Genomic DNA, 14,212 nt, shown 5'->3' on the forward strand with positions numbered 1-14,212 from the left:
TATTTTGTCTTTATAATTATTTCTGAAAATAATTATCTGTTTACTTTTTGATAAATTTTATTTTTTGGGAAGTTGTATTATTTGATATTACCAGAAAATAAATTCCCTGCGGAAGATTTACTACTGAAATATTTTCTTTTAAATCTGCATTACTTTTAACTAACAATCCTGAGGAATTATAAATTTTTGCTGCAAAATCTTCGCTTAGAAATTGTTCGCTTATTTCTAATTCTAAATTTTCGGCAACAGGGTTTTGTTTAAGGCGAATTGTATTATTTTTATCGAAATCGTCAACACCTAAAAGTGCTTCGGCTGTAATCCATACTTTATCAACTTCGTATCCAACAAAATTGCTGTTTTCATTTAAAAGGGAAATGTAAACATTTTGATTGCCGACAAACTGCGAAATATCTACCACATAATCTTTAAATTCCGGATCTAATTGTGATATTCTTTCCATATAAATAGTTCCTAAAAGTGTGGCTGAAGCCGGATCTGGAGATGTTCCTCCGTAGACTAAAATATTTTTGCTTCCGCCGAAAATTGCCATCTGTGCTGTAAAATCTAATTCAATTTTTCCACTGTAATACGATAAGTCTATTGCTGGCAGCATGGCCCAGTTTTGTTCTATTATATCAAGCGGCGCACCTGAATTTAAATCAATATTATAAGTACCTAATACATTAAAATTACCATCTTTAATTCCTCCTGTACTTTCATCAAATTGAATATTTTTTCGTGCACTCCAGTTACTGCTGTTGCCATCTTTGTCTAATAAAGTCCAATCTGAAACGTCACCATCCTCAAAATCATCTTCCCAAATTGTAAACTGGGCAGATGATACAGTTGTAATCATTAGTAATAAAAATAATAGTATAATTTTTTTCATATTTTATTTGTAAAAAGCATGGACAGAAATGCTGCCCATGCTGAATTAAATATTGCTTAACCTAACTAATTAGAAATTTGAAAACTTAGTCCAAGTAGCTGTCCAAAGTGCCTCAGTTTTGAATGCACCTGTAGCACCTGTAAAGTCTAATGGTCCATCATTAAAGAATGGCTGAGTTAAAGACCATTTAGTTCCTGGAGCAACAGTAGATGTACCGTTTCCAAAACCTAAAGCAACAGTTGTTGGCAATACTGGATTAACATATCCGTGGATAGATATTGCAGACCAAGTAGAACCAGTTGATACTGAAGGAGATTCCCAGTTGATTCCTCTGTTGTATCCTGTTACAGTAGCATCAGTAAGACTGATTTGCCCTAATCTACGTACGTGGATTCCATTTTCGTATGAGTTAGCAGCTGTTGCAGAACTAACACCAATAATAGATAATTGAGCAATAACAGGACGTGTAATAATTGTTGTAGAAGTACCACCAGCATTGTTATCTAATTCGATACCATTAGAATCTGGTACTAAGTTTGGTGCAGTACCACTTGTACTGTGAGTAGAATTGATATCAGCAAGAGCGATTGCTTTTGTGATTGATCCTGTGTATCCTAAATCGAAGTCAAAGTTGTCATCATCTGGAGCAAAAGAAACTAAATGAGTAGCATTAACTCTACCTCCAAAAAATTCAAATGAATCGTCTCTACCGTAAGAAACCTGAACGTGATTAACTGTAGTAAGAGCACCAACTCCACCAAAAGTTACACCATTGATTTCAACACCAGTTGCAGCATCTAAGATTCTACCAGCAAATTCAACACGAACATAAGAAATTGTTCCTGCATTGTGAGAAGCATTAGATCCACCATAGTAAAAATCAGAAACATTTGGCTGATCTCCTAATCCTTCGATAATATTAGTAGTTGATCCGTTATTTACCTGATCATCACCTAAAATTACAAGACCACCAAAATCTCCAGGAGCTCCTTTTGTAGAAGCGTTACCATCTAACAAGTTGTAACTTGTAAAGATAATTGGAGCATTTAAAGTTCCTTGTGCATTAATTTTACCAGTTTTAGTAATTACAAGAACTCCTGTAGCAACACCAGCAGCAAGAGGTTTTGCTTTAATGTAAGTTCCAGCCTGGATTGTTAATGTAGCTCCAGATTTTACACGAACTACTCCGTTAATTTCCCAAACTTTGTCACTTGTCCAAGTTGTGTTAGTTGTAATATCTCCACTTACAGTTTGTACTGTTGTAGGATATCCGCTGTAGTCAGCCCCAGCAGCTTTCATAGAAAAAGAAGAATCAGCAGAAGAATCATCATTTTGGCAAGAACTCACAAGTAGAGCTACAATTGCGAACATAAAAAATTTTTTCATAATAATTTAATTATTGCTATATTTGCCGCTATTAAACTAGGCCTTTGGAGAGAGCAGCAAAATTTCTTTCCTCAGGTCTTTCTCGTTTTTGGTAAATTTGTTTTTTCAAACGCATCCGTTTTACCGTCCGGGGGAGCTTACCTAACTTCCATCTTTCACTATTAGGATTTTTTTCATTTCAATGAAAGGATCAACTTCGATTCCCTTTAAAATTTAAATACACAAAAAGATAAATGTCTTTGGATATGATAAACCTAATGCCTTGTCTTCTTTATTGTTTTTTGGCTTAAATTGAAGATTCCGTATATCTGCAGGTTTCATTCTTTTATCTATTTAAATTTTTCAAAGAACATTTTAAATACTCTCAGCAAAAAGAGTTTTTATTTTTTACCCAACTTGTTTATTTATTAGTATTAGCTTTTGAAATAACAGAATATCATGGGTATTTTTTATTGTTAACTTTTTCTTAATATCCAGCAGGAAAATACTTATGATTATGAATTTAATATTAACAATAGCTAATCTTAAAAATCATAGTTTAGAGAAATACTAATCGTTCTACCAGCAAATGATTTAAATACTACCTGATCAATATCCGGGTCATACTTCTTGGTTGCGTTAGCTCCAAGACTGTATCCTGACCTTGGGTTAGATCCCATTGGCACATCTACTATTTTACTGTAACTGTTTCTGTTATTGTAGGTTTGTATGCCTGTATCAAACATATTTTTGATGCTGAATTTAAACTGCAGGTCTTTCTTCTTGAAAAATTTATAACTCAGCTGCGCATCTGTTTGTGAATAAGGCATACGGATTTCCTCTGCCGAATAGTCAAAACCAACCAAAATATATTGATCTCCAACAGCATTATGTCTAAGGCTGAATCCAAAACGGTCGCCAACATAATCCATTCCTAAGTTATAAGTATATGGCGACTGCCCGTAAAGCGGTCTGTTCGCTTCATAAAGTTCTCCGTTACCCTCTAGACTAACGTATGAAGTAACTTTTGTCTCATTTACAGAAGCATTTCCGTAAACAAACAAATGTTTTAAAAGATCACCTTCACCTAAAAAAGAAAGACTTTTATAGAATTCTAATTCAACTCCCCAAAGTTTTGCTTTGTTTGAATTAATATTGTAGATATCTCTAAAACCTGATGGATTTAAAAACCCTACAGCTTCAATTGGATTATCGATATCTTTGTGATATATCCCAAAGGATAAAATTTCTCCTCCAGAAGGAAACCATTCTAACTTTAAATCATAATTATTAGCAACGCTCGAAACTATTCCGTCTGTATAATTGTAAATTTTAGCAGCGCGAAGCGGGTCATAATATGGAATACCTAAGCGTTCTGCAAATTGCGGACGTAAAACTGATTTATTGTAACCCAATCTGACATTCATCTTATTAGTTGGGCTGATAATTAAACTAGCAGATGGCAGAAATTGCCATACTTTATCATCTCCCTGCACTTCTGAAAAACCATTTGGATTTTCAGACTGGCTTTCTATTTGTGTGTATAAATAACTCTCTGCCCTTACTCCCCAAACGAATCTTACATATTGACCAATTTTATCATCGAGCATTAAATAAGGAGAATGCACCTTAACATCTCCAACATATCTATTGCCATAGATACCATATTTTTGCCAGCCAAAACCGCCATAATAGTAATTTGAAACGTCTAAAAATTCTGGTAAAGGTTCGTAAATTGTTACATTAGTAGCTGCCTGGCCAACCGTAATCAATTTTGCTGATTCCTGTTGATTGGTTGCTTTTTTATAAGTGCCAAAATATCCTGCTTTGATATCGTTTGTAAAAGAATCACCAAAATTCAAAACGTATTTAAAATTAACTGCCCAATTGTAATCTACTTCGTCATTTGTAAAATAACTACGGCTAAATGGAAATCTCTGTTTAGTGTTATCAACACTATAAGCTGACAGAATATCATCACCTACTTTTACTCTCCCAATGTCTACAAACGTTGCATCTTTGGTATCTTTTCTAACGTTTCCATACGCTCCATACCAATTGACTTCTAACTTATCAAATTTGTGATTTCCTTCAATTTTATTCTGAATAAAAGTCGTGTAAACAGGGTAATTAGATTCAGATGTTGTAGGCAAATTTTGGCCGCTTAATATATCTGGAATATAAGTACCATCTGTCCAGCCGCTAATTTGTGTTAATTGATTATTGTAAATATGCATAACGGTGTTACGCATTGTAATTTTATGATTGTCTAATTGAATAGAGGCGTTAAACATACCGCCTAATGTTGAATTATAATTGTAGTTGTTTCCTGAGTTTCTAAAGCCGTATCTTGTAAAGGTTGAATAAGCTCTATCTTTGTTCTCTTCTTCAAATAAAGAATTCTTCTGGTAACTTCCTCTTTGAGTGTGTTCAATTTCTAAGGTTTCCTGCGTGTTTTTAAAAATAAAAGAACCTACAAACCCCCATTTGTTATTGTCTTTTAATTTATAAACACGCCCTAAACCAAACTGAAGCGTAGTTCCCGGTGCTCCATATGTTTTATAAGTAGTAAAATTATCTTGGGTAAATAGTTTAGAATATGCAATAAATGGTCCAGATGCTGCCTCTGTTGTTGGCGGATCTATTGTTGTGTGATTATTAGGATAATTACGTCTTCCGTCGTCAAATCCCCAATAATCGTAATCACCCTCCTGTTTTGATAGTCTTTCTTTAAAAGTACTCTTGCTGTTATAAGAATTACTAATAGAAAAATTGGTAAAATTTTCTTTTGGGATATCTTTTGTTTTTACTTCTACATATCCTCCGGCAAAATTAGCGTACATATCCGGCGTGGCAGATTTACTTACAATGATACTCTCTACCATTGCAGTTGGAATAATATCAAAAGAAAAATTTTGCTGATAAGCGTCTGTACTTGGTAAAGCGATTCCGTCCATAACGGCCTGGTTCCATCTTTCTCCCATGGAGCGTACTACAACATATTTATCATTTACAGTTGTAACTCCCGTAATACGTTTTAACGAAGCTGCTACATCTCTATCAGGAGTTCTTGCAATTTGTTCTGCCGAAATACCATCAGAAAATTGTGCCGCCTTTTTTTGCTGTATTAACATTCCTTCAACCGAAGCTGTAGCCTGCTTATAATTTTGCACAATGATTACTTCATTTAGCGATTGTGCATCTTCCTTTAAAGAAACAACTAGTGGTGTCTCTTCTCCATCCTGCACTTTTACATGAGTAATTTTTTGAGTTTGAAAAGAAATTACGCTTATTTCAATAGTATATTCTCCGGCTTCAAGCTCTAAAGTATAACTTCCATCAATATCTGACTGTGCGCCGAAACCTGTTTCAACCACTTTAATATTGGCTCCAGGAAGCGAAAGTCCATTGTTGTCAACCACCTTTCCTACAATTTTCCCTCTCCTTTTTTTTTTAGCTGCGTCGTTTCTTTTAACCGCAATATTATTATCCGTTCTTCTAAAATCTAAATTGGTTAAAGTTTGTAAATCATTCAGTATTTCGTCGATTGTTACATTATCTTTTTTTAAGGTAACAAGCGGAAAACTTAAGTCAAGGTCTTTTTGATAAACAAATTGATAAGGCGTTTGTGATTTTAAATTATCAATGATTTTTTGAGGCGAAGAGTTTTTAAAATCAACCGATACGGTTCCTGTTTGCGAATAAATAGCGTTTGTTCCGAGAAAAAATCCCAAAAACAAAATCCAGATGGCAATAAAATAATGCCTGGAAAAATCATTGTTCATAGTTGAAATTGTTAGTTTGTGTAATTAATTTTAATGAGATATTTTGCGTTAAATATTTTGTGATTTTAAAATAGTGGCAGTAAAACAATAAATTATTGCTTTTTATTTTTTACCGATTATATAAGTGCTGTTTCCGGCTGGGCTGATATGAATTTCTAAAGCAAAAGCAATAGTTTGCAGTGTTTCATAAAAACCTTGTCTAGTATCCAGAGTTCCCTGTATTTTTAGATTTTTTAAATCGTCATCGAGATAATTCACCGTAAACTTATGATCACGTTTAAGTGTTGTAATAACCTCATCCAGAGTTGAACCGTCAACATAGAGCAATACTTTTTTCCACTCAGGTTCAAAATTGTTTGTTTTCTCTTTATTAACTGTAGCAGTTTTTTCGGCATATATCGCCCTGTAACCTCGTTCAAGCAAAACGGTGTTTTGTGTACTTTCTACTTTTACTTTTCCTGTTCTAACACTTACCTGAGCATCATTGTCATTGTAGGCTTTAACATTGAAAGAAGTTCCCAAAACAGTCGTTTTTACCGCACCTGAAGTAATAATAAACGGACGTGTAACATCTCGCTTTACTTCAAAAAAGGCTTCTCCTCTTAACGTTACATTTCGTTCCTTTTTTGAAAATTTAGATGGATAGTCAATTTCTGTATTTTGATTCAGCCAAACTCTTGTACCATCAGGCAGAGATATAAGACGTATATCATCCTTAAAAGTTATGGTTGAAGTAATTTTAGGTTTAGATAAATCTAATCGGTTTAAAGAATGATAACTTCCAATAGAAAGAACAATTACGGCACACGCCACGGCAGCCCAATTGTAAAGGTTTCTATATTTATGAATGGTCGCCTTTCTAATATTATCCCACATTCGGGCTTCCGTATCATTTGGAAGAATACCTCTGTTGGGTATAGCATTCCATTCTTCTTTTAATTTTTTATTTCTCATTTAGATTTATTTAGAATCGAAAAATCATGCGCGAATCTCCCCGATTCAACTACATTAGATTTTCATTTTTTTAAATGTCACGGGGTGTTGTTACTATTAACATTTTCTTAATCTGCGAGAAGATTTGGCAGCATTAAAAAAGAGCCGAAGGCTTGGCTCATATTGTAGGGCCGGATTTAAATCCGGTTAAGAAATAAATTCAGTCTGGCTTATAAAGAAAAGCGCAAACCAATAAAGCTCATGGTTCTTTACCGAGTTTTTCTTTAAAAATTGTAACGTTTTAGAGATTTGGTTTGCTACGGCACTTGGAGACATATTCATTTCAACCGCAATTTCTTTGTAGCTCCGGTCTTCGAATTTATGAAGGCTGAATATTTTTCTTCTTTTTTCAGGGATTTTATTAAGCAGATATTCGATTTTTTCCAGCTGCGAACTGATATCTTCATCAGGTTCGGCGGCACTGTCGAGTTCCTTGATTAGCTGATCGTCTTCTACAGAAAAAATTCGGTTTTGCTTTTTATACCATTTTGAGATTTCCTGTTTGGAACTTTTAAACAAGATGGCTTCCAGCGTAACATTTGGGTCTAATTTTGTTCGGTATTTCCAAAGATGAATAAATACATTTTGCGTCACATCTTCTGAATCTGCAAGCTGCGCTGTATATTTTTTGACAAAACAAAAAACTTTAAAATGGTACAATTCATATATTTCCTTAAAACAAGAATCATCTCCAGCACGCAACCTTAATATCAAATTAGAACTCATAATGCAATTTTAAATGTTAAAGAAGAGCCTTACAAAAGTATAATAAACATTTATTGGTATTTTTTACAATTTGGTCATTTAATAATTTATTAATATTGAAACCCGTTTCCTGTATTTAAAGAGTTTTACAAGAGGTTCTCGCATTTCTAAAAATCGCTGTATTAGCAAATCATTAAAAGATTTGTAATTTTGATGCACAAATCAGCAAGTAACTCTTCGTAATGAAAATTCATATTTTTGGTGCATCCGGAAGCGGCGTAACGACAACTGGTGAAGCCTTATCCAAAAAACTAAATATACCTTACTTTGACAGCGATACCTATTTTTGGGAGAAAACCCAAACTCCTTTTACAATAAGAAGAGATCCTGACGAGAGAAATTCTACAATACAATCAGATCTTGAAAATCAGGAAAATTGGATTCTTGGAGGTTCTATATTTGAATGGGGCGAAAATGTTTTTCCTGAGTTTGACTTAGTGGTCTTTTTATATATTCCTCAAGAAATTAGAATGGAAAGATTGAAGAAAAGAGAATTTGAAAGATATGGGAACATAATTTATACAGAACCAGAAAGAATAAAACAATTTGAAGATTTTATAACCTGGGCTTCTGATTATGATGACAGTAAAGGAATTGCCAGCAGAAACCTGAAAGCTCATGAAAATTGGTTAACAATTCTTGAATCACCAATTCTAAAAATATCAGGCGATTTAACCGTAAACCGAAGAATAGAGCTTATACTTAAAAAAAATCAAAATATTATGCCATAAACCTGATTTTGACTACTCTAAACCTGATTTTAGCTACAAACCATCAATGACAGCTATTTACCTTTGAATTCAATAAAAACATAAAAAAATGGAATTAAAAGGTAGTACAATCCTTATTACAGGAGGAACAAGCGGAATTGGGCTTGAATTTGTTCGACAACTTACTAAAAAAGAAGTCAAAAATATTATTATTACAGGTCGCGATTTGGATAAATTGGACAAAGCAAAAAAACAGTTTCCAAATATTTATACTTTTCAAAGTGATGTTAGTAAGCCAACAGAAATAGAAAAACTATATACCGACGTTATTCAACAATTTCCGGAACTTAATATTATTATCAATAATGCCGGAATTATGCGTAATTTGGATTTGAATGACAGCAGTATGGATTTGGAAAATATTACCCGTGAGATCGCAATTAATTTGTCCGGGCCAATCAGGATGAATCACCAGTTCTTACCGCATTTAAAAACAAAAAAGTCAGCAGCAATTATAAACGTATCGTCGGGTTTGGCATTTGTTCCTTTTCCTATCTCGCCCGTTTACAGTGCCACAAAAGCGGGTATTCATTCTTATACTCAGGTATTAAGGCTTCAGTTAAAGAAAACAAATATTAAAGTTTTTGAGCTTGCTCCGCCAGCAACAGAAACGCCTTTGGGCGATGCTTTTGAAGGATTTGTCGACAGCAAACAGAATATGAAAGTCGATAAAATGGTTGAAATTGCTATAGACGGAATATTAAAAAATAAAGTAGAAATAAAGCCCGGACTAGCTAAAATACTTAAATTTATGAGTCGCTTAGCCCCAAATTTTATCCTGAATGTAATGGATAAAACTATCGAAAAGGCAAAAGCAAAACAGGTATAAAAGATGGCACAATCAAATCTATTTCATATAAAATCTATAACGGAATTTCACAGGCAAGCTGGACTTCCGTTACCTGAAAATCCGCTAATCAGTATAGTAGATTATTCGAAAATCCAGCATTTACCGGAAAGTTTAAGCGCGGTTTTTGATTTTTATTCGATTTCTGTTAAAAGAAATTTGAATTATAAATTGTTTTACGGTCAGCAAAAATATGATTTTGATGAAGGAATTATGTTTTTTATGGCTCCGGGGCAGGTTTTAAAAATCGAAATAGATCAAAATACCAGATTACAACATTCTGGATGGATGTTACTGATTCATCCAGATTTTCTTTGGAATACTTCGCTTGCAAAAAATATAAAGAAATACAACTATTTTGATTATTCGGTTAATGAATCCTTATTTCTTTCGCAAAAAGAAGAAGACGTTCTTAATAATATTCTTGAAAGCATTAAGCAGGAATACCATTCTAATATTGACAAATTCAGTCATGATATCATCATTGCGCAACTAGAAGTTTTGCTAAATTATGCCGAACGATTTTATCAACGTCAATTCCTTACAAGAAGAAAAACCAACCATCAAATTTTAGAAAATTTAGAAAATATTCTAAACGATTATTTTAATGATGAAAAACTGACTAGTAACGGTTTACCAACGGTACATAAAATTGCTGAAAAACTCAATATGTCATCAAACTATTTAAGTGAATTGCTTAAAGTTTTAACGGGCTTAAATACCCAACAGCATATTCATCAAAAGGTCATAGAAAAAGCTAAACTAAAACTTTCGACGACAGATTTATCGGCCACAGAAATTGCTTATGAATTAGGGTTCGAACATCCACAATCTTTTAGTAAACTGTTTAAAACTAAAACGAATCTGACCCCTTTAGAATTCAGAAACTCTTTTAATTAGAAATCAAAAATCACTGACCTATTTATTAAAATTCTTTGCTTCTATAAAACTAAATGACCTCCAAAACTAATAGATTTGGAGGCCATTGCTACTGTTTTTTTTTGAACTTTACTTCGTATTAAGTGCTTCCATAATCTTAGCATAAATTTCAGTGTTTTGATAAACACCTGCAAAATTCTGAGCCCCTGCACCATAAGCAAAAACCGGAACCGGAACTGCTGTATGATCATTTGTGCTGAAACTTCCGTGAACATAACCTTTTTCAATACTTCCGTCGATTAAAGAAAGTCCGCCTGTTTCGTGATCTGCCGTTACAACTAAAAGAGTTTCAGGATTATTATCTACAAATTCCATTGCCTGCCCTACTAATTTGTCAAAATCAAGCATTTCGCGAACCACATATTCTACATTATTGCTATGTCCGCCGTAATCAATTTGTGCACCTTCCGCCATGATAAAAAACGGATTTTTTGATTTTGCAAAAGTACTTACTGTTTTAGTAAAAGATTTAGTTAAGAAATCTCCTCTTCCGTTTTTCATCGAAACTACCGCTGCATCATCTGCAATAACAAATTTGCTGTTTTTAATAGTATCTAAAGCGCTGAATTTATCTGAAAAAGTATAACCTTTCTCCATTAATGCTTTTGATAAATCTTTACCATCTTTTCTGGATTTAAATTCTTTTGTCCCGCCGCCAATTAAAATATCTGACGGATTACTTAAGAAATCATTTGCGATAGGTTCACTATAACTTCTTTCCGGCTGATGTGCATAAAAAGCGGCCGGAGTTGCATCTGTAATATTCCCTGCTGAAATAATGGCTGTTTTATAATTCTTTTTAGCCAATTGCTGCGTAATTAATTCTAAAGGTTTTCCGCTTTCATCAACACTTATAAATCTGTTGTTGGTTTTATGCCCAGTTGCCATTGCTGTTGCTCCGGCAGCAGAATCGGTAATATAACTGTCAGAAGCTTTTGTTATAGAAAGTCCTTGTGTTGGAATATTAAATAAACTTAACTGCCCTTTATTAGCCGTGTAACCCGAATAAATCTGCGTTAATCCCATTCCGTCTCCTATTAAAAGAATTACATTTTTTGGTTTCTTTTTGGCGAAAGCCGAAACATTTTTAGGAACATACGCTTGGTGAAATTCTGTATTTTGATAAAACGTTGATTTGATATTATTAATGAAATGTGTCAACTCAGAAACATTATCTGTACCAATAAAATCAAGTTTTAAATTCATCAAAGTCATCCACGTATTTACATTATCTGCCGTGCCCCAAAATCTTATTTTTTTATTTTGATTGTGGACTTTTTTAATCACTGCCTGAATTTTTTCTAAATCGGCTTGTGTTAAAACACCTTTCCCGTTCCAAGGCGTGAACACTTTTATATCTTCACTGATCATTTCAACACGGGCTAATTGCTCCGGTGAATATTCTTCATTAAGCCTTCCGTCAAAATAAATAAATTCAGAATAGTCTTTCCATTGTGCAGGATTTGGTCTGTTTCCTGAAATAACAACTTTAATATTTTTATTTACAATAATGTCAGGAAATGTTTTTAACTGCTGTGCAATAACTTTTAAAGTAGCATCAGCATCAGACTTAACATCAATCATTAAAATCAAAGGTTTATTGCTTGGGTAAGCTTTGCTTCCTAAACTTTTTAATTTTAAAGAAAGTGGTTCCAAATACATGCTTTTTAATGTATTCTGAGGTGTAATATCTTTGAAGTTGTGCGCAACAAATAATTCGTTATTTACGACAAAAACATCGGCTTCGATAACGCCGGTTTCGTTAGAATACGCTCCATAAAACGGAAGCGGACTTGCATAATCATTATGTGAATGAATGTTGGAAGAACTATATTCCTGCGCTTGTACAAACAGGAAGAATTGAAGGCAGAAAAGGGTGAATATTTTTTTCATTGAAAATGTTTTTATTAATGCTGTTTGTTTTTTGCCACAGATTAAAAGGATTAAAAATGATTTTTAGATTACTTTGAGTAAAGGGTTTTGCCACGAATTACACTAATTTTCACGAATTATTTTTTTGTTTTGCGAATAAAATTTGTGGAAATTCGTGTAATTCGTGGCAAAAGAAAAAATCCTTTCTAATCCTTTAAATCTGTGGCTAAAAAAACAATAATAACCAGTCCTTCAAAAAAAGACTGATTTTATAATATTTTAATGCTGTCGATTATTTTTTTACCGCCTGCAGACTCCACAACAAGCCTGCAGCGTAAAAAAAAATAAACAAACAAACTAATTAATTGTTAATGGTGAATTATAAATTGTAAATGGCTAATTCATAATTAACAATTTACAATTCACAATTAAAACTACCATCCTTGGTTTTGAGTCAAAGCTCCTTTGCTCACTGCTATTTCATCTGGTGGTATTGGCCACACGTGGTGAATCGCAGGATTGAAATTACGAGCCGGATAAATTACGGTTCCGTTATAGTGGTGAAGCGGTTTTGCATAAGCATCTTTTGCATCTCCCCAACGCACTAAATCAAAATGACGGTCTGTCCATTCCCCTGCTAACTCGCATCTTCTTTCTCTTTTTAAATCAGTCAATGTTGCTCCGGCAAGATCTCCAAGACCAGCACGGTGACGAATCAAATTGATTTCAGTATCTGCGTTTTGACCTTTCATTAATTTCGCTTCAGCCAACATTAAAAGTACATCGGCATAACGTAAAAGCGGAACATTTAAAGCTGTTGAAGGTTTGTCTCCGTTTGCATTTACATAACGAATATCTACAGCTCCCGAATTTGTTTTTGGATAACTAAACGGCTCCATGTATTTTTTAAACTGATAACCCGTTCTGTTACTTGAACTTACAATATAGTTTCCTTCGTTAAATGTTACTTCTTGTCCAAAATAAACGAATTTATCTCCTTTTTGAAGTATGGTCGCGCTTCGTCTTTTATCTGTTGGATCATACGTATCAAACAATTCTTTTGTTGGATAAAAATTTCCCCAGCCATTGTAAGCTCCCCATCCTTTATCTTCTAAACAAACTCCAGGAAAAATGGAACCCAAACCTGTATTTTCTGCACTAGAAGTTACAGACCAAATATATTCTGTAGACCAGTTATTTTTAATTTTAAAAACATCTTCAAAATTGTCAAGCAATTTATGTTTTCCGCTTGCAACAATCATGTTCGCATATTTTATAGCATTATCCCAATCTTTAGCATACAAGTACGTACGAACTAAATAAGCCCACGCAGCCGTTTTGTGCGCGCGTCCATAATTGTCTGGTGTAAGCTCATTAAAGTACGGTAATAAATCAGCTGCTTTCTTTAAATCGGCAGCGATATAAGCGTAGTTTTCTCCAACGTTTTTAGCACGCGGAACGTAAACGTTTGTAAAGTTTTCTCTGTCCTGAATAGGAATTCCGGCACGATCGTCTCCATAATGATACGCTAATTCTAAATGCATTACAGCATGATTAAAATAAGCTTCGCCAAGCATTCCGTTTTTTGTTTTTTCATCCAAAGGAATATTCGGGATATTACGAATTACGTCGTTACAGCGTTTCATAATTTCGTAGTGAATTCTCCAAATATCTTTTGTATCCGATTCTGCTCCATCTACAATAAAATTTTTGATACGTTCTGCATTTTGTCTTGGTTTTGTTCCGATATCGTCGCTGGCGTTGTTTAACCAAAAGAAACCACGACCGTACATATTATCATCAGAATACAAAGCATAAATAGAATTTACTCCTGCTTGTGCGTCTGCCGGAGTTTTCCAGAAATTTCCGCTTGACGGCGCTCCTTGCGGAATAACATCAAGTTCACTTTCGCAAGCTGTGGTGCTTACCAATAGCACAAAACTCAATAATAAAAGACTTAATTTTTTCATTTTGTTTATTTTATATT

At 33.8% G+C, this 14,212-nt stretch carries 10 protein-coding genes; 3 read left to right on the top strand and 7 right to left on the bottom strand.

Annotated features, from left to right (window positions below):
- Nucleotides 1-40: 40 nt before the first annotated feature.
- The 5 genes from J2Y38_RS19440 to J2Y38_RS19460 all read right to left on the bottom strand — a co-directional run bounded on the left by J2Y38_RS19440 (nucleotide 41) and on the right by J2Y38_RS19460 (nucleotide 7,758).
- Nucleotides 41-889, bottom strand: coding sequence for a T9SS type A sorting domain-containing protein (locus J2Y38_RS19440; RefSeq protein WP_309845810.1), 849 nt, complete (start codon nucleotides 887-889; stop codon nucleotides 41-43).
- Between the two features lie 69 nt (nucleotides 890-958).
- Complete coding sequence (locus J2Y38_RS19445; RefSeq protein WP_309845813.1) at nucleotides 959-2,275, bottom strand: hypothetical protein; 1,317 nt, start codon at nucleotides 2,273-2,275, stop codon at nucleotides 959-961.
- 524 nt (nucleotides 2,276-2,799) lie between these two features.
- Nucleotides 2,800-6,039 (bottom strand): TonB-dependent receptor domain-containing protein, encoded by a 3,240-nt coding sequence (locus J2Y38_RS19450; RefSeq protein ID WP_309845816.1) that lies wholly within the window; start codon nucleotides 6,037-6,039, stop codon nucleotides 2,800-2,802.
- A gap of 102 nt (nucleotides 6,040-6,141) precedes the next feature.
- Nucleotides 6,142-6,993: a FecR domain-containing protein gene (locus tag J2Y38_RS19455; protein WP_309845817.1), complete on the bottom strand. Its 852-nt coding sequence runs from the start codon at nucleotides 6,991-6,993 to the stop codon at nucleotides 6,142-6,144.
- A gap of 186 nt (nucleotides 6,994-7,179) precedes the next feature.
- Entirely contained in the window at nucleotides 7,180-7,758 is a 579-nt protein-coding gene (locus tag J2Y38_RS19460; RefSeq protein WP_309845819.1) for a sigma-70 family RNA polymerase sigma factor, read from the bottom strand.
- Between the two features lie 221 nt (nucleotides 7,759-7,979).
- Between J2Y38_RS19460 and J2Y38_RS19465 the strand changes: the two genes are divergently transcribed.
- The 3 genes from J2Y38_RS19465 (at nucleotide 7,980) to J2Y38_RS19475 (ending at nucleotide 10,314) form a co-directional block, all read left to right on the top strand.
- Nucleotides 7,980-8,528 (top strand): AAA family ATPase, encoded by a 549-nt coding sequence (locus J2Y38_RS19465; protein ID WP_309845820.1) that lies wholly within the window; start codon nucleotides 7,980-7,982, stop codon nucleotides 8,526-8,528.
- Between the two features lie 88 nt (nucleotides 8,529-8,616).
- On the top strand, nucleotides 8,617-9,396 hold the full coding sequence (locus tag J2Y38_RS19470) for an SDR family NAD(P)-dependent oxidoreductase (RefSeq protein ID WP_309845822.1): 780 nt from the start codon (nucleotides 8,617-8,619) through the stop codon (nucleotides 9,394-9,396).
- Between the two features lie 3 nt (nucleotides 9,397-9,399).
- On the top strand, nucleotides 9,400-10,314 hold the full coding sequence (locus tag J2Y38_RS19475) for a helix-turn-helix domain-containing protein (protein WP_309845825.1): 915 nt from the start codon (nucleotides 9,400-9,402) through the stop codon (nucleotides 10,312-10,314).
- 108 nt (nucleotides 10,315-10,422) lie between these two features.
- Here the strand turns inward: J2Y38_RS19475 and J2Y38_RS19480 are convergent, their stop codons facing one another.
- Nucleotides 10,423-12,246 carry an alkaline phosphatase gene (locus J2Y38_RS19480; protein ID WP_309845828.1) on the bottom strand — a complete coding sequence of 608 codons (1,824 nt, stop codon included), beginning with the start codon at nucleotides 12,244-12,246 and terminating at the stop codon, nucleotides 10,423-10,425.
- A gap of 413 nt (nucleotides 12,247-12,659) precedes the next feature.
- A complete protein-coding gene (locus J2Y38_RS19485) occupies nucleotides 12,660-14,195 on the bottom strand; it encodes a RagB/SusD family nutrient uptake outer membrane protein (RefSeq protein ID WP_309845831.1) in 1,536 nt (511 codons plus the stop codon).
- Between the last annotated feature and the right edge of the window lie 17 nt (nucleotides 14,196-14,212).

The sequence above is a fragment of the Flavobacterium sp. 2755 genome (assembly GCF_031455715.1).
Classification (GTDB): domain Bacteria; phylum Bacteroidota; class Bacteroidia; order Flavobacteriales; family Flavobacteriaceae; genus Flavobacterium.

Excerpts from the sequence above, each read along its gene's own strand:
- J2Y38_RS19440 (WP_309845810.1), bottom strand. The coding sequence starts at position 889 with ATGAAAAAAATTATACTATTATTTTTATTACTAATGATTACAACTGTA.
- J2Y38_RS19445 (WP_309845813.1), bottom strand. The coding sequence starts at position 2,275 with ATGAAAAAATTTTTTATGTTCGCAATTGTAGCTCTACTTGTGAGTTCT.
- J2Y38_RS19450 (WP_309845816.1), bottom strand. The coding sequence starts at position 6,039 with ATGAACAATGATTTTTCCAGGCATTATTTTATTGCCATCTGGATTTTG.
- J2Y38_RS19455 (WP_309845817.1), bottom strand. The coding sequence starts at position 6,993 with ATGAGAAATAAAAAATTAAAAGAAGAATGGAATGCTATACCCAACAGA.
- J2Y38_RS19460 (WP_309845819.1), bottom strand. The coding sequence starts at position 7,758 with ATGAGTTCTAATTTGATATTAAGGTTGCGTGCTGGAGATGATTCTTGT.
- J2Y38_RS19465 (WP_309845820.1), top strand. The coding sequence starts at position 7,980 with ATGAAAATTCATATTTTTGGTGCATCCGGAAGCGGCGTAACGACAACT.
- J2Y38_RS19470 (WP_309845822.1), top strand. The coding sequence starts at position 8,617 with ATGGAATTAAAAGGTAGTACAATCCTTATTACAGGAGGAACAAGCGGA.
- J2Y38_RS19475 (WP_309845825.1), top strand. The coding sequence starts at position 9,400 with ATGGCACAATCAAATCTATTTCATATAAAATCTATAACGGAATTTCAC.
- J2Y38_RS19480 (WP_309845828.1), bottom strand. The coding sequence starts at position 12,246 with ATGAAAAAAATATTCACCCTTTTCTGCCTTCAATTCTTCCTGTTTGTA.
- J2Y38_RS19485 (WP_309845831.1), bottom strand. The coding sequence starts at position 14,195 with ATGAAAAAATTAAGTCTTTTATTATTGAGTTTTGTGCTATTGGTAAGC.